Here is a 17,012-nt window from a genome sequence, read left to right on the forward strand (position 1 = left end):
CGTGACACTATCTTCCAATTCTCGGTCGCTATTTTACGTATACCGTAAATGTCTGCCTTCGCTTTCCACTTGCTATTGGAAATAAGATTATGCTAAAGTATTATTAGGTAATTGTACGTTACAGGAGGTGCCATACGTAATGTTAGGGGTCGTACACATTTTGTTAGTGATCGATGCAATCATAATGATCGTTTTAGTTTTATTACAATCGGGTAAAAGCGAAGGCTTATCCGGTGCTATATCGGGTGGTGCGGAACAGTTATTCGGGAAACAAAAAGCCAGAGGAGCCGACCTGTTCCTGCATCGAAGTACAATTGTGACAGGAGTCATTTTCTTCGTCTTAGCTTTTTTAAGTGCATACGTATTACAATAAAGTGAAACTTCATTTCGTAGAGTGATCTTCCTCTACGAAATGTTAGTTAAGCAAATCAGGAATTTACGGGATGTTTATCCCCCGCCTGCTATGTTTTTGGTTTATTAATGCTAAGCGGTGGGGATTCAGAACGTTCATTCGTGATAATCAATAGTTGTTAACCCTACTGTAAAAAGAACAGTGGGGATTATTTTTTATTTGGGAGGAAAAATGGAATAATGTAAACAAACAACATTTACGTCTTTTTTCCTCGAATCATGTACAATAGAATAATATGGTAAGCATTTTAAAGGAGTTTGAACACGTATGAAAATAAAACAACCAGAACCGTTTACGTTTGAAGCTGGTCAACGTGCGGTATTATTATTACATGGGTTTACCGGTCATTCGGCAGATGTACGCATGTTGGGACGATTTTTAGAAGGAAAAGGCTATACCTCGCATGCGCCAATATACCGTGGTCATGGTCTCCCCCCCGAAGAAATAATAAAAGCAAATCCGGAGCAATGGTGGGAAGATGTCCAAAATGCACTTCAACATTTACGTGATCTTGGCTATGAGGAGATTGCTGTTGCCGGTCTATCACTTGGCGGGGGGTTGGGGTTGAAACTGGCCTATTCAGAAAATATAAAAGCCATCATTCCCATGTGCGCACCGATGTTTTTTGATAATACAACCCAGTTAACTCAAGGGTATAAAACATTTGCGAAAGAATATAAACAACTGGAAGGAAAAAGTGATGATATCATTAAGCAGGAAGTAAAAGAATTACTGGAAAATTCTACGGATCTGTTTGCACAGCTAGGATCGTTTATTACGGAAGTGAAACATAATGTCGATACGATATATACACCAACCTTTGTCGTTCAAGCGCGAAAGGATGAAATGATTAACACGGATAGTGCCCAATTCATTTATGACAATGTGGAAGCAGAAGATAAATATATAAAATGGTATGAGGAATCAGGTCATATTATTACGTTGGATAAGGAAAAGGATAAATTGCATCACGATATTTATCAATTCCTCGAGTCGCTCGATTGGCAGCGATGATCGTGTGTTTTTAAAAATAGGCAAACAGGTAAATAATAATGTAGGAAAGAAGGTGAAACGTATGGAAGAAATAAAGCAGCGTATCCTCGATTTTTTTCATGAAAATGGGACAAGACCATTATCTGTAGAAGAAATAGAACAATCATTAGAGCTTGAGTACTCCGAGGATTTTAAGGAACTAATTAAATCACTAAATGCGTTGGAAAATGAAGGTGAACTTGTCAGAACCAGAAAAAACCGTTTTGGCTTACCGGAAAAAATGAACTTGATCCGTGGCTGTATTCAAATGCATGCAAAGGGATTTGCTTTCTTAATCCCGGACGATGATAATCAGCGGGACATTTATATCCATTATTCTGATTTGGCATCAGCGATGAATGGTGATAAAGTTTTGGTTCGGTTGGAGAAGAAGAGTGAGGCTGGACATCGACCAGAGGGGAAAGTAATTCGTATCCTTGAGCGGGCCGTACATACGGTTGTAGGCACGTTTGAAAATAACCGGTCATTTGGCTTCGTTATAGCAGATGATAAGCGCATACCTAACGATATTTTCATTCCCAAGAACATGACACAGGGTGCAGTGACCGGTCATAAAGTGATTGTTTATATTACAAAATATCCGGAGGGCAGGAAAAGTGCGGAAGGGGAAGTTATCCAAATTCTTGGACATAAAAATGACCCCGGAATCGATATTCTTTCCATTATCTATAAACACGGCATTAAAATAGAGTTTCCGGAAGAAGTATTATCGCAAGCTGCAGAGGCACCGGAGAGTATCAGGGAGGATGAAAAAGCGTTACGTCGCGATTTGCGTGATGAAATGATTGTGACCATTGATGGTGCTGATGCCAAAGATCTTGATGACGCTGTTTCCGTTAAGCAATTAGACAATGGAAATTATCAACTCGGTGTCTATATTGCAGACGTCAGTTATTATGTTAAAGAAGGGACCCCTATGGATAAAGAGGCTTATGAACGGGGCAACAGTGTCTATTTGGTAGACCGGGTAATCCCGATGATTCCACACCGACTGTCCAATGGCATCTGTTCATTAAACCCAAAAGAGGACCGATTGACGTTGGGTTGTTCAATGGAAATTAATTCCAAAGGGGAAATTGTTAATCACGAAATTTTTCAAAGTGTCATTAATACAACGGAACGAATGATCTATCGCGATGTCAACAAGATTTTGGTCGAAAAAGATGAAACGGTACGCAACCAATATGAATCACTTGTACCAATGTTTGAAAAAATGGAAGAGCTGGCGGTCATCTTAAGGAAAAAGCGGATGAGCCGGGGAGCGATTGATTTTGATTTTAAAGAGGCCCAAGTACTTGTTGATGAAAACGGCAAGCCGGAAGATGTCGTATTACGCGAACGTTCGGTTGCTGAGCGATTAATTGAAGAATTTATGCTGGCGGCGAATGAAACCGTTGCGGAACATTTTCATTGGATGGACGTACCATTTATCCACCGTATCCATGAAAATCCAGATGAAGGAAAATTACAAACCTTTTTCGACTTTCTTGCGGGTCTTGGTTATTCTGTAAAAGGAACTGCCAATGACATTCATCCACGAAGTTTGCAACAAGTACTGGAGAAGGTGAAAGGCAAGCCGGAAGAGATGATTGTATCCAAGTTGATGCTGCGTTCCATGAAACAGGCGAAATATGATCCGCAGAGTATCGGTCATTTTGGTTTGGCAACAGAATTTTATACCCATTTCACCTCTCCAATTCGACGTTACCCGGATTTAATCGTACACCGGTTAATTCGCACGTACTTGTTGGAGAATCATTTGGATAAACCAACTCTGAAAAAATGGAAAGAACGCATGCCGGACATTGCCAAACATACATCGGCGACCGAGCGTGCTGCGGTTGATGCAGAACGTGACACAGATGATTTGAAAAAAGCAGAATATATGAATGATCGGATTGGTGAGGAATATACGGGTGTGATCAGCTCCGTAACCAATTTTGGCATGTTTGTCGAGCTGGAGAATACGGTCGAGGGACTTATTCATGTCAGTACCTTAACCGATGATTATTATCATTATGATGAACAAAATCAAGCTCTAATTGGTGAGCGAACGGCTAATATTTATCGGATTGGTGATGAAGCAGAGGTTCGAGTTACAAGTGTGAACCTTGATGAACATACGGTTGATTTTGAAATGATTCAACCCATCCGTAAACGGCGCAAGCAAAAAAAGCATAAAAATAAATAGGTTGTTAAAGAATTGTTCAAAAGGGTATCTAAAATAACGGATACCCTTTTTTGAACCGAAAACAGTAGAGATGCATATTTTAAAGTAAAGTTGCATGGGGGAAATTTAATTGTTGACAACTAATTAAATGTCATTTATACTACACAATATAACAAATTCAATTAAAATGCATGTACACAAAATGATGATAAAAATGAGAAAAAGACAGGAGAATAATAAAGAAAAGAAGGGACGAGAATGGAAAATTCAATTACGGTCAAGCAGTTGAATGTATCCTATAATGGTATACCGGCCATTACAAATATATCTTTTCATATGAGCGGAGGAAAGCTTGCAGGCATCATTGGACCCAATGGTGCAGGAAAGTCCACTTTGATGAAGGCAATCCTGGGCTTAATACCAAAAGATAAGGGTGAAGTATCGTTTGCCGGTAAATCGATTAAGGAAGTCCGGAAAAAGATTGCCTATGTTCCGCAGCGAAATGATATCGATTGGGATTTCCCGATTACAGTCCTTGATACGGTTGTACTTGGTACTTATCCCAAACTCGGTATATTTCATCGCCCAAAAAAGCAGGATAAAGAATGGGCTTACGAATGTTTACAACAAGTCGGCATGGAGGACTTTGCTAAAAAACAAATTGGTGAATTGTCGGGCGGTCAGCAGCAACGTATCTTTTTGGCAAGGGCGCTCGCGCAACAGGCATCCTACTTTTTCCTGGATGAACCATTTGTTGGTATCGATATTTCGAGTGAAAAAACAATTATTGCCATTTTAAAACGACTTCGTGATGAGGGGAAAACTGTATTTGTCGTTCACCATGATTTAACGAAGGTTGACGACTACTTTGATGATTTATTATTAATTAATCAGGAATTAGTTCAGTACGGATCGGTTCAGACGGTGACACAACCCGAGTTAATGTCCAAGGCATATCGAACCAACTTTTCAACGTTGAATAAGTTGGGGGTTGGTGTCTAATGGAATTTATCTCGGATATAATGAACTATGGTTTCCTGCAAAAAGCATTATTTACTTCGATCATGGTCGGCGTGATATGTGGCGTGATTGGCTGTTTTATCGTTTTGCGGGGCATGGCACTAATGGGTGACGCCATCTCCCATGCGGTTCTTCCAGGTGTAGCAATTTCTTATATGCTGGGGATTAATTATTTTTACGGCGCTGTTCTGTTTGGTATATTAACCGCACTTGGAATTGGTGTTGTCAGCCAAAATAGCCGAATCAAAAATGACTCATCGATCGGGATTGTATTTTCTGCATTTCTTGCGTTAGGGGTTATCTTGATTTCCAAAGCGCAAAGTGCCACTGATTTAACACAAATCCTGTTCGGGAACGTGTTATCGGTCAAATCATCTGATATGTGGATGACGCTTATTGTTGGCGGTATTGTATTACTTGTTGTCATCCTGTTTTATAAAGAACTTTTAATTAGCAGTTTTGATCCAACCATGTCGGCTGCCTATGGTTTACCAATTCGCGTTATTCATTATACGATCATGATTTTACTGACCATGGTCACGGTAGCCTCTCTACAAACGGTTGGGGTTATTTTGGTTGTTGCAATGCTGATCACACCTGCATCAACGGCTTATTTGTTAACAAACCGACTATCAACCATGATCGTTTTGTCATCACTATTTGGCGCTGTTTCTGCCATGGTTGGTCTGTACTTTAGTTTTGTTTATAACTTGAGCTCTGGAGCGGTAATCGTACTTGTCACGACATTGCTCTTTATCCTTGCCTTCATCTTTGCTCCTAAGCAAGGGATACTATGGCGATTTATTCGAACGCATAAAAATAGAACGGCAGCTGAATAGGTTTAATGCCGCTAAAGAGAGGTGAGAAAAGGCATGATGAAAAAATTGGGTAAAATGATAGTTGTTTTTCTCGGGACTATCTTCATATTAGCTGCATGTGGCACAAATTCCTCCGGGAAAGATAATTCGGACGGAAAAATCCAGGTCGTTACCACATTTACGATCTTGGAGGACATGGTCAATGAGATAGGCGGAGACCAGGTTGAAGTTTATAACCTTGTCCCGATTGGAACGGATCCACACGAGTATGAACCACTTCCGGAAGACATTAAAAAAGCATCCGATGCTGATGCCTTATTTTATAATGGGCTGAATTTGGAAGGCGGTAAACACGGGTGGTTCTTTAAATTAACCGACTCTGTTGAACAAGACGAGAACCGCATTTTTAAATTAACAGATGGTGTCGAACCAATGTATTTAACAGGTGAAAAGGGAAAAGAAGAGGAAATCAACCCTCACGCCTTTGCGAACCCGAACGTTGGCATTAAAATGACCGAAAATGCCCGTGACGCATTAATTAAGGTGGATCCCGAACATAAAGCGGAATACGAAAAAAATGCGGATGCTTATTTAGATAAGCTAAAAGAAATTGATCAGGAATACCAGGATAAAATTGCAGATATTCCTGAAGAAGATCGTGTGCTGGTAACCAGTGAACGTGCCTTTCAATATTTGGCCGATCAATATGGTCTGAAAGAAGGTTATATCTGGGCGATTGATACAGAAGAAAATGGTACACCAGAACAAATTAAATCGTTAATCCATTTTGTCAAGGGAAACGATGTACCCGGATTATTTGTTGAATCTAATGTGGACACCCGGCCGATGGAGACTGTTTCTAAAGAGACCGGGGTGGAGATTGCCGGAACACTTTATTCTGATGAAATAGGAAAACCGGGTGAAGAAGGAGATACGTATCTTTCTTACTTGGAATATAACATTAATGAAATACACGATGTATTAGCAAAGTAATGATTGTAAGGGGCATGGTTTTTCGCACATGAAGAGAAATCATGTCCATTTATTTTAGTTGGAATTATACTATTTTTTTGCTAAAATAAGGCACATGTAAATAGTAGGAGGATACCGGTATGCCAAAAGGAACTGGGAAAACACTCGCGCAAAATAAAAAAGCATCCCATGATTATTTTATTGAAGAAACTTATGAGGCGGGGATTGTGTTGCAAGGTACGGAAATTAAATCTGTCCGTGCAGGTCGTATTAATTTAAAGGATGCTCACGCACGAATTGACCGTGGGGAAGTCAAGCTTATTAATATGCATATCGCCACATACGAACAGGGAAACCGATTTAATCATGATCCAACCCGAACCCGAAAATTGTTGCTTCATCGCAAGGAAATTGATAAATTAACTGGATTAATTCAACAACAGGGTTATGCACTTGTACCGCTAAAAGTTTATATAAAAAATGGTGTTGCGAAAATCCTGCTTGGTCTTGGTCGTGGAAAGAAAAAATACGATAAACGGGAAGACCTGAAGCGGAAACAAATGAAATGTGATGCTGATCGTGCAATAAAAGAACATAACCAAACGTAAAGTTTTCCAGCACTTGATTTTATGATGATCTGTGATATAATTATATTTGTCGTTAGGGAGTTATTGACTTCATTTAATGACATGTTAACTTCATAACAGCTCAATACATCCTCGAGCGTTACTCTTTTATGGGGACGTTACGGATTCGACAGGGATAGATTGAGCTCAGGTTGCACGTCGAGGTTACGGCTCGTAAAACGTTATTCGCCTAAATATAACTGGCAAAACTAACAATCAACCAGCTTTAGCTGCTGCGTAAGTAGTACTAAAGCGATCCTTCCTGCCATCGCCCGTGTGGCAGATTGAAGGGTCTCAAATGAAGCGGGCTATACTGTCATTCGCCGTCTGAGGATGATAGTTGAAACCAATCAGACTAGCTACTTGAGAAGCCTGTTGGTAGGCTAACGATGTAGCGAATGATAATATACCAACTACGCGTGTAGAAGCCTGAGTGGCGATATCCCTGGACGTGGGTTCAACTCCCACCGTCTCCACCAATACATAAGTTGGTGGTTTTTTTGTGTTTTGATAAATCCGTTTCAAAATATTTATGATTTACAATGCTTAGTCATAGCACGAAGAACTTTGCTTCAAATAACCTCTTTTCATTTAATAATTCACTACTATATTTTCCATTCCTGGGAGTAACCAAGTTGTACTTGCTAAGGATCCATTCAGCGCGTTTCCTCTTTTGTTCTATTCTTAAAAAATATAAACACTCTCCAGTGTAAAAAATACATCTTCTTTCTTTTTTATGTACAGATTACTGAATGAAGTTTCACTTTAAACGGAAAGGGAAATGTAAATTGTAGAAAGGGTGTTGAAAAATGACTAATTTATATCAAAAAGAAAACATGAATCATTTAAGTCAGTTAAAGGATTTCGCTCCGGAACAAATGCATGCTTTCTCTGAGTATAATGAAGCCGTTTTTAAAGAGGGAGCATTAACGAAAAAAGAAAAAGAGATCATTGCCGTTGCTATTGCCCATGTGACTGAATGCCCGTACTGTATTGATAGTCATACGCGCAATGCCAAGGCAGCTGGAGCCTCGTTAAAAGAATTGGTTGAAGCTATATTTGTCGTTTCTGCAATAGAGGCAGGAGGTGCAGTGACACATAGTACCAATATGCATAATGCAAAGGACTCGGATTCCTCGGATACCCTTTATGCACGATCCATTTGAAAAAACTGAACCAATTAGGAAAAAGTGCTCCGGATGGCTTTAGGGGATATTCCAACTTCAGTGCAACAGCCATGAAGGAAGGAGAACTGGATGCTAAATTTAAGGAGATTCTCGCAGTAGCTGTTGGACATGCTACATTATGCCCGTATTGTATCGATGTGCACACGAAAAATGCAGATAAAGCCGGAGCTACCGATGAAGAACTATCGGAGGCTGTATTGGTAGCATCGGCATTGCTTGCTGGCGGTGCATATGCGCATATGGCGAATATGATACAAAGCTACAATGATGAGGTATAAAGTAAACTTCATGGTAAAATAAAGCTGTAACCTTGGAAGGACTTCCTTTTTTGGAGGTCTTTTTTGTATAGATAGATCATAACTACTTAAACTACTTAAGAGTAACAAAGAGTGTATTGAATTTAGGAAATATTCTTCATTTATATCTTGACGATAGTGAAAAAGTATTAGATAATACTTGTGAGTAATATAATGAATACGATTGTTAAACGGGCCGGGTTAACGCAACCGACTTTTTATCTATATTTTAAAGGTAAGAAGATAATTGCGGAACTGGTCCGTTTATTTTGTACGTAATTGTCGAAGCTGGTTACGAACATAATAAATAAAAATGGAAGAATTTGTAATTGAACGCTGCTTTTCATAAAATAAGGGGGTTGATTATTATCATGGAAGTGGTGGGGGGAAAGAAAGAAGGAAAAGTTAGGGAAGAATGGGTTTCATTGATCTTAATGGCAAAACAATTGGGAATCAAACCAGATGAGGTCAGAAATTTTATAAAGAAAAATTCGCGAGTTCATACGGATAAGAATTAGAATAAAATGGTGAACTTGGCCATTCGATGGCTGAAAATCCTTTTGTTTCATTGGCTTTAACGATAGAATATATGGTGAAAACTATTTTTTAAAGGAGTTATATCATGACTACATACCCAAACATAAATGAAACAAAAGAACGGATTAAGCAATTGGTATCGATTCCAAGCCCATCCGGTAACACGGGAAAAGTAATGCAGCATGTAGAAGATATGTTAAAGAATCTGCAAGTGGAAACAAAGCGTAATCATAAAGGTGGACTAATCGCAACATTGCCCGGGAAAAACGATCAAGAACACCGCATGTTAACTGCCCATGTTGACACGCTGGGCGCGATGGTCAAGGAAATAAAAGATAACGGACGGCTTCGTCTTGACCTTATTGGCGGGTTTAAATATAACGCCATCGAAGGGGAGTATTGTGAAATTGAGACAGCAAGCGGAAAAACTTTTACCGGGACCATACTGATGCACCAAACATCAGTCCATGTTTATAAAAATGCGGGAGAGGCGAAACGCAATCAGGAAAATATGGAAGTCCGGATCGATGCAAAAGTGGAAAATGCAGAAGATATTCGCAATCTGGGAATTGAAGTTGGTGATTTTGTTTCCTTTGATCCGCGTGTTCAACTAACCGGTAATGGGTTCATTAAATCACGCCATTTGGATGATAAAGCAAGTGTTGGTATTTTATTGCAATTGATCAAACGATTAAAAGAAGAACAAGCAACATTACCATATACAACCCATTTTTTGATTTCCAATAATGAAGAGATTGGTTATGGCGGTAATTCGAATATACCAGCAGAAACGGTAGAGTATTTGGCGGTGGATATGGGCGCTATGGGTGATGGACAATCAACGGATGAATATACAGTTTCTATTTGTGTAAAAGATGCCAGCGGACCCTATCATTATGGGCTGCGTAAACACCTGGTGGATTTGGCCAAAACACATAACATCGGATATAAATTGGATATTTATCCGTATTATGGATCAGATGCTTCAGCAGCAATCAAGGCAGGAAATGATATTGTCCATGGGTTGATTGGGCCTGGTATTGATTCTTCGCATGCGTATGAAAGAACGCATGAGAGCTCTTTGGATTGTACAGAGCAATTGTTGTATCATTATGTGCTTTCCGAAATGGTCATTCACTAAACTATTATAATAAATGAAGCGAACTTACCTTTGCTTGTTAAGGATTTCCTTTCTCACTTTTTTTCATACGCCTTATCCAATTGGCAAAAACTATTGTATTTTGGAGGTGAGAACGCAAGGTGAGTCAGGCGAATATGTTATCATGAAGGGATTCAAAAATATAGTGGATGGTGATCTTTGTGTCCAAAAACAGGCAAAACAGAGACCAAATATTGAAGCATTTAAAAAGTATTATTATCTCTACATTAAATGATACCCCCACAAATGTATATCTATTTGGTTCATGGGCTCGAATGGAGGAAAAAAGAACCTCGGATATTGATATTGCACTACTGTCACCGGAGGGAATTCCAGACTATAAATGGGCGGAACTTCGTGAACGTATTGAGGAGTCAACATTGCCATATCATGTTGACTTAGTTGATTTATCAAAAGCGGATCATGAATTTGTAATCAAGGTTGAAAAGGAGGGAATAAAATGGAAAGATTATTCGAACGTATTCAGGTCGCAAATCGGGCGTTGAATACACTTGTAGAACTGATTCATATAAAAGATATGACAGATATTGAACGTGATGCAGCAATTCAACGTTGAGTATAGTTTTGAGGCATGCTGGAAGGCGGGTAAACAATATTTGTACGATGTGGAAGGTCTTGATATTGGTTCACCTAAGGGGGTGATCCGCTCGTTTCGGGAAGTCGGCGTCTTTACGGAGGAAGAAACCGTTTTGGGCCTGAAAATGGTGGATCATCGTAACATGACAGTACATACATATAACGAATCGATATCCATTGAAATAGCCAGTATGCTTCCACAATATTGTCAATTCTTGCAACATTGGATCGAACGGATCAAAAACCGGTGCGATGAAGAAAAATAGGAGGAGGATTAGAATATTTTTCTTTGATTTAATTGCTATCATACTGGTTTTAATCGGCATTGTACATTTGTACCAATCCATCAAATATTGCTTTTTGGGCGTATTTTACCCTGGGGAAACGGAACATGCCTTTTTGGCTTTGTAAATGGTATTGGGAATTTACGTTTTAGTCACGAATGTGTGAAATGACTTAATCGACTGTGATTAGGTCATTTTACTTATGCCAGGTAAAAGACATATACTTAAGTTATATCAATTTTGAAAGGAAGCAGGGATATATCGTGAAACTAAGTATTCTCGATCAAGCACCAATTTCAGCCGGAAAGACAGCACAGGAAACGTTACAGGATTCGATAAAACTTGCCCAAACGGGAGATCAGCTTGGCTATACGCGCTATTGGATTGCTGAACATCACGATCTGACCGGTCTCGCCTGTCCAGCTCCAGAAGTGATGATCGGTATCATTGCGGCACAAACGAAAAACATCCGGATTGGCGCCGGTGCCGTATTATTGCCGCACTATAAACCATTTCGGGTGGCAGAAAACTACAATTTGTTAGCAACCTTATATCCGGATCGTATCGATTTAGGCATTGGCCGGGCACCAGGCGGATCTGCGGAAGTAACGATGGCATTGTCTGATAATTTTCTGGAACAGGTACGAAAAGTTCCAGAAAAACTGGATGACCTATTACGATTTTTACATCTGGATTTTCCCAAAGATCATATGTATGCCAAGATAAAACCGACGCCAGTTCCGGAGATTTCACCGGAGCCATGGATGCTCGGGACAAGTGGAAAAAGTGCTGTATTAGCCGCTGAGAAAGGGATGGCCTATACATTTGGCCATTTTATGAGTGATGCAGATGGTCCGGAAGTTGTCAAGAACTATCGACAATTGATGACGGAAAAATATCCAGATCAGGTCGCAAAAGTAATTGTGACCATTACAGCTGTTTGTGCAGAAACTACGGAAAAAGCAGAAGAACTTGCGATGAGCAACTTGTTATGGAATGTACTACAGGCAAAAGGGGAAGGTGAAGAAGGGGTACCTACAGTAGACGAAGCGTTATCCTATCCATTTTCAGCGGAGGAACAGGAAATGGTGGACAAAGCTAAAGAAAAAATGGTGATCGGAAATCCCCAGGAAGTAAAGCAACAACTTGAACATTTGCAGCAGGCTTATCAGGCAGATGAATGGATGATTGTCACGATAACACATGACCATGAGGCGAGAATAAAATCGTATGAATTAATTGCGAATGAAATTTTTCATCAATCCTGATTATTGAGCTAACTAAAGAAAAAGATTATTGGTTCCATGGTCGCATATCAAATGTAGGAAATTTAAATAGACAAAGGAGAGAGGGCAGATAAACAGCTTCTCTCCTTATTTTTGTGTTAAGGTATGCAGCATCCCAAATCCAGGATGAACGGACTGAGGTTAAACAGATCTTTCCGATGCAGAGGCGAAAATTGCCGACGTATTGCTTGATCTGAAGGATTTGAATAAAGAGATTGCCAGAGTAGATAATGCATTGGCGAACAACAAAAAGCAAATGAAAAACACAGAGGGCAACATTACAGATCAAAAGAAACAAGTTGATAAACTCGAGATTGTCCGCTTTTGGTTTAAAAAAAGCGGAGGCGTGATCAAATACTTATCACTTCCAATTAAAAGATGATACATTGATCCGCCCCTGTAGTTAATTTATTAAAGGCGCTGTATGATGCAAATCCCCAGCCAATGTTGTTAACTTTAGTACTGCTGCCAAATCATTTCGGTGGTTTTCCTCGAAAATCTACATGAATAATTGTTTATCACGCATTAACTGTCAGTAATACCCCACTGATTGAAGTTTTACTTTATTAAATAGCATGTCCCGCTCTGTTTCTATTACTATTTTCCTATTTTAAAAATTATTAAATGTTTTTTGAAAAATGGGTTGTAATTTTAACGAGGAGTCTATATACTGTATTATAACAGAAATACAAAATTAAATCTGTTATATAAAAAGGAGAGATGTTGTATGAAAAAGACTACACATGTTCACTGTCAACAATGCGGAAAGCCGATGAATGCGAAAGGTTATTTGCTTGAGTGTGATTATTGCTTGTCAAAAAAGAACGAGGACTAATTTTTTGCCCAAATTGTTATATAACAATATAATAATTTATTTGTTGTATTATAACAAAGGGAAGCCAGATAGACAGGATGCTGTTAAAGTGGTTGGTCAGGCATCAAAAACATTATTTGGCAAACTGAAGTAGCAAGCTGATTTTGTGAGTTTCTTAACATACCTGTATACAACTATTTATTTGAAAGGGGAAATAACAAATGAGACAAAAGCGAATCGAAAATTTAAAAAAAGAGTGGGAAACAGATTTACGCTGGGTCGGAGTGGAACGGCCATATTCAGCTGAAGATGTGATCCGGCTACGAGGGTCAATCGATGTAGAACATACTTTGGCGACAGTAGGAGCAAAGAAACTGTGGAAACAAATTCATGAAGAAGATTATATCCACGCCCTTGGAGCATTGACAGGAAATCAAGCGGTACAACAGGTGAAGGCAGGTTTAAAAGCCATTTATTTAAGTGGCTGGCAGGTTGCAGCAGACGCGAACTTGTCGGGGCATATGTACCCGGATCAAAGTTTGTATCCGGCAAACAGTGTACCGAATGTTGTGAAGCGAATTAATCAGGCGTTACAACGCGCCGATCAGATTCACTATTCGGAAGGTGTCGAGGAGATTGACTGGTTTGCGCCGATTGTGGCTGATGCCGAGGCCGGATTTGGTGGACAGTTGAATGTTTTTGAACTCATGAAGGCAATGATTGAAGCAGGAGCATCTGGGGTTCATTTCGAGGATCAATTATCTTCGGAGAAAAAATGTGGACATTTAGGTGGGAAAGTGTTATTACCAACACAAACAGCCGTCAAACATTTGATTGCTGCCCGATTTGCCGCCGATGTGATGGGGACACCAACCATCATTATTGCCCGAACCGATGCCAATGCAGCAAACCTGATTACCAGTGATATCGATGACTATGATGCACCATTTATGACCGGGGAACGCACGCCAGAAGGATTTTATAAAACGAAAGCAGGGATAGATCAGGCAATCAATCGAGGCATCGCTTATGCCCCATATGCTGATTTGATTTGGTGTGAAACCTCTGAACCAAACATTGAAGAAGCGCAGCAATTTGCCGATGCCATTCATGCCAAATATCCAAATAAGCTGCTGGCGTATAATTGTTCACCATCGTTTAACTGGAAACGGAAATTGTCTAATGATGAGATTGCCAGTTTCCAACAACAAATTGCTAAAATGGGATATAAGTTTCAATTTGTAACCTTAGCTGGATTCCATGCGTTAAATCATAGCATGTTTAACCTGGCCAAGAACTATAAAGAACGGGGAATGGCTGCTTACTCTGAACTGCAGCAAGCGGAATTTTCCAGTGAACCGGATGGATATACTGCAACCCGACATCAGCGTGAGGTTGGTACCGGTTATTTTGATGAAGTAGCACAGGTGATATCAGGTGGAACCTCCTCAACTGCAGCATTAAAAGGGTCAACCGAAGAGGAACAGTTCACCGAGTAATCCAATTTCAATTGTAAAAAACTAACCAGTCATGTTGGCTGGTTAGTTTTTTTGCAAAGGACTGCTTATAAAAAGTAAAATGGTTTTAAAAAGTAAGTGATTCATGTATAATGATATGTAATCTTAATCTTTTAGGAGGAAAATCTTTAAATGTTGGAAGTAGAAGAATTTCGTAAGGCGTCATATGATATTGATCCGATTTATGTGAATCGCTGGTCACCAAGATCCTTTATGGATAAGGATGTACCAGATGACACTCTTTATAGCGTTTTTGAAGCTGCGCGTTGGGCTCCATCTGCGGCAAATAAACAACCATGGCGATTTGTCATTGCTCGTAATCAGTCGGATCGGGAAAAATTTTTGACGTTCATTAATGAGAGTAATGTTGTGTGGTGTAAGAAAGCTCCTGTGCTTGTTGCATTACTATCGAAAACAGATAATGAAGATGGAGGAAAAAATCCAACACACGCATTTGATGCCGGAACTGCCTGGGGATTTTTAGCATTGGAAGCATTCCGCAAAGGGTTGATTACACATGCAATGGGTGGTTTTAATCGGGAAAAGGCAAAAGAAGTACTATCCATTCCGGAAAACTATGATGTCCATGCGATCGTTGCTTTAGGATATAAAGGTGAAAAAGATTTATTAACTGATGCTTATCGCGATCGGGAAAAACCTTCGATGCGAAAAGATTTGTCAGAATTGATGTTTGAAGGAACATTTGTAAAGGAATAGTTTTAGTAAATAAAGATGACCTCTTCAAATACGGGGAGGTTATTTTATTTGCATTGCATGCCGATAAAATAATGGGTGAAAATAAGAGTTGAAATATGCATGAACGGAGGTGAGACCCTGCATCCTCGCGGGAAATGATATGGAAATAATATATTTATTGTTGGTTATTATACTAATTATCTTGACCGCATTTTTTGTTGCAACCGAGTTTTCCATTGTTAAGGTGCGTCCGACCAGAATTGATCAGTTAATCGTGGAGGGAAGTAAGCAAGCCGTACACGCAAAGAAAATAATTGATAATCTTGATACATACTTGTCGGCAAGTCAATTAGGAATTACGGTGACGGCATTAGGTTTGGGGTGGCTCGGGGAACCAACGATAAAGGCATTCATTGATCCACTTTTTACGAAATTGGGGCTTAGCTCGGGTTTTGCTTCTTTGCTATCTTTTATTATTGCATTCATCATCATCACCTTCTTGAACGTTGTAGTTGGTGAATTGGCGCCCAAATCAATTGCGATTCAAAAGGCTGAAAAAGTTACCTTGATGTTTGCCAAACCGCTTATCTTATTTTATAAACTTATGTTTCCGTTTATTTGGGTGTTAAATCATTCTTCCAGGTTGATTATTCGCTTATTTGGTTTTAAGCCCGTTAGCGAAAATGAAGCTGCGCTAACGGAAGAAGAGTTGCGATTAATCTTGTCGGAAAGCTATGAAAGTGGGGAAATCAATCAGGCGGAAATGACATATGTGAATAACATCTTTGAATTCGATGAGCGGGTCGCCAAAGAAATTATGATACCAAGAACGGAAATGGTTTGTTTTTTTAAAGACAGTGATGCTGAACAAAATGCAGCAATTGTCCATGAAAAACAATTTACGAGATATCCAGTGGCGGAAGAAGACAAGGATCATATTGTTGGATTGGTGAATATTAAGGAATTATTCACCAATCGTCTCAATGATGGCAGTGAATCCATTGTTCCCCTTATTAGACCGATTCTTTATTTTTCCGAATCCACACCGATTAAACAAGCCCTTATCACAATGCAAAAGCAACGCATTCATATGGGGATTGTTATTGATGAATATGGTGGTACAGCGGGATTATTAACAGTTGAGGATATTTTGGAAGAAATTGTTGGAGAGATCCGTGATGAATTTGATGTGAATGAAAAACCAATGTTGGAGCAAGTCGATGATCAGACAACCATTGTTTCCGGGAAGTTATTATTGGAAGAAGTAAATGAATTATTTCAAATTGACCTCCAAGATGATGAGGTCGATACAATCGGAGGCTGGATCATTACAAATCATATGGATGCTAAACAGGGAACAACAATAGAGTACGGTGGGTATCGATTTGTTGTCGAGGAAATTGATGGCCACCAGATTAAAAAAGTTAAAATTGAAAAGATCGAATAAAAAGACAAGCGTTCCATCACGTTTGTCTTTTTATTCATCGATATGAAGGTATCGTAACGGGAATAGTTGGTATATTTGCCGATTTGCTGAATTTGCCGGAAAAAAAGTTACGTTTAACATA

Annotated in this window: 19 protein-coding genes and 1 other RNA gene; all 20 read left to right on the top strand. The window is 39.4% G+C overall.

Features of this window, described 5'->3' with window-relative positions; all coding sequences use genetic code 11:
* The first annotated feature begins 139 nt into the window (after nt 1-139).
* The 20 genes from secG (at nt 140) to ABRT01_RS07185 (ending at nt 16,891) form a co-directional block, all read left to right on the top strand.
* Complete coding sequence (gene secG, locus ABRT01_RS07085) at nt 140-373, top strand: preprotein translocase subunit SecG (protein ID WP_269411855.1); 234 nt, start codon at nt 140-142, stop codon at nt 371-373.
* Between the two features lie 306 nt (nt 374-679).
* Complete coding sequence (locus tag ABRT01_RS07090; RefSeq protein WP_269411856.1) at nt 680-1,426, top strand: alpha/beta hydrolase; 747 nt, start codon at nt 680-682, stop codon at nt 1,424-1,426.
* Between the two features lie 61 nt (nt 1,427-1,487).
* The gene (gene rnr, locus ABRT01_RS07095; protein WP_269411857.1) at nt 1,488-3,656 is read left to right on the top strand and encodes a ribonuclease R; all 2,169 of its coding nucleotides are present in this window, start codon (nt 1,488-1,490) and stop codon (nt 3,654-3,656) included.
* 237 nt (nt 3,657-3,893) lie between these two features.
* The gene (locus ABRT01_RS07100) at nt 3,894-4,637 is read left to right on the top strand and encodes a metal ABC transporter ATP-binding protein (protein WP_269411858.1); all 744 of its coding nucleotides are present in this window, start codon (nt 3,894-3,896) and stop codon (nt 4,635-4,637) included.
* The gene (locus ABRT01_RS07105; RefSeq protein WP_269411859.1) at nt 4,637-5,494 is read left to right on the top strand and encodes a metal ABC transporter permease; all 858 of its coding nucleotides are present in this window, start codon (nt 4,637-4,639) and stop codon (nt 5,492-5,494) included. Before ABRT01_RS07100 ends, ABRT01_RS07105 begins: the two co-directional genes overlap by 1 nt.
* Before the next feature lie 36 nt (nt 5,495-5,530).
* Nucleotides 5,531-6,466, top strand: a complete 936-nt coding sequence (locus ABRT01_RS07110; RefSeq protein ID WP_483101649.1) for a metal ABC transporter solute-binding protein, Zn/Mn family — start codon at nt 5,531-5,533, stop codon at nt 6,464-6,466.
* 119 nt (nt 6,467-6,585) lie between these two features.
* Nucleotides 6,586-7,053, top strand: coding sequence for an SsrA-binding protein SmpB (smpB, locus tag ABRT01_RS07115; protein ID WP_269411860.1), 468 nt, complete (start codon nt 6,586-6,588; stop codon nt 7,051-7,053).
* Nucleotides 7,054-7,183: 130 nt separating this feature from the next.
* Nucleotides 7,184-7,550, top strand: a transfer-messenger RNA (tmRNA) gene (gene ssrA, locus ABRT01_RS07120).
* A gap of 330 nt (nt 7,551-7,880) precedes the next feature.
* Nucleotides 7,881-8,237, top strand: a complete 357-nt coding sequence (locus ABRT01_RS07125) for a carboxymuconolactone decarboxylase family protein (protein ID WP_269411861.1) — start codon at nt 7,881-7,883, stop codon at nt 8,235-8,237.
* Nucleotides 8,234-8,536, top strand: a complete 303-nt coding sequence (locus ABRT01_RS07130; protein WP_269411862.1) for a carboxymuconolactone decarboxylase family protein — start codon at nt 8,234-8,236, stop codon at nt 8,534-8,536. Before ABRT01_RS07125 ends, ABRT01_RS07130 begins: the two co-directional genes overlap by 4 nt.
* A 192-nt stretch (nt 8,537-8,728) precedes the next feature.
* The gene (locus ABRT01_RS07135; protein WP_269412496.1) at nt 8,729-8,833 is read left to right on the top strand and encodes a TetR family transcriptional regulator; all 105 of its coding nucleotides are present in this window, start codon (nt 8,729-8,731) and stop codon (nt 8,831-8,833) included.
* Between the two features lie 92 nt (nt 8,834-8,925).
* Entirely contained in the window at nt 8,926-9,072 is a 147-nt protein-coding gene (locus ABRT01_RS07140) for an anti-repressor SinI family protein (protein ID WP_269411863.1), read from the top strand.
* 104 nt (nt 9,073-9,176) lie between these two features.
* Entirely contained in the window at nt 9,177-10,232 is a 1,056-nt protein-coding gene (locus tag ABRT01_RS07145; RefSeq protein WP_269411864.1) for a M42 family metallopeptidase, read from the top strand.
* Nucleotides 10,233-10,399: 167 nt separating this feature from the next.
* Nucleotides 10,400-10,756, top strand: a complete 357-nt coding sequence (locus ABRT01_RS07150; protein ID WP_367746709.1) for a nucleotidyltransferase family protein — start codon at nt 10,400-10,402, stop codon at nt 10,754-10,756.
* 51 nt (nt 10,757-10,807) lie between these two features.
* Complete coding sequence (locus ABRT01_RS07155) at nt 10,808-11,113, top strand: nucleotidyltransferase substrate binding protein (RefSeq protein ID WP_269411865.1); 306 nt, start codon at nt 10,808-10,810, stop codon at nt 11,111-11,113.
* Nucleotides 11,114-11,394: 281 nt separating this feature from the next.
* Complete coding sequence (locus ABRT01_RS07160) at nt 11,395-12,399, top strand: LLM class flavin-dependent oxidoreductase (protein ID WP_269411866.1); 1,005 nt, start codon at nt 11,395-11,397, stop codon at nt 12,397-12,399.
* A 202-nt stretch (nt 12,400-12,601) separates the two neighbouring features.
* Nucleotides 12,602-12,799, top strand: coding sequence for a hypothetical protein (locus ABRT01_RS07165; protein WP_269411867.1), 198 nt, complete (start codon nt 12,602-12,604; stop codon nt 12,797-12,799).
* Between the two features lie 653 nt (nt 12,800-13,452).
* Nucleotides 13,453-14,730, top strand: a complete 1,278-nt coding sequence (gene aceA, locus ABRT01_RS07175) for an isocitrate lyase (protein WP_269411868.1) — start codon at nt 13,453-13,455, stop codon at nt 14,728-14,730.
* Between the two features lie 150 nt (nt 14,731-14,880).
* Nucleotides 14,881-15,465: a nitroreductase family protein gene (locus tag ABRT01_RS07180; protein ID WP_269411869.1), complete on the top strand. Its 585-nt coding sequence runs from the start codon at nt 14,881-14,883 to the stop codon at nt 15,463-15,465.
* Nucleotides 15,466-15,604: 139 nt separating this feature from the next.
* Nucleotides 15,605-16,891, top strand: a complete 1,287-nt coding sequence (locus ABRT01_RS07185; protein WP_269411870.1) for a hemolysin family protein — start codon at nt 15,605-15,607, stop codon at nt 16,889-16,891.
* The last annotated feature ends 121 nt before the right edge of the window (nt 16,892-17,012 follow it).

It is taken from the genome of Lentibacillus sp. L22 (genome assembly GCF_040812445.1).
Lineage (GTDB): Bacteria > Bacillota > Bacilli > Bacillales > Amphibacillaceae > Lentibacillus_C > Lentibacillus_C daqui.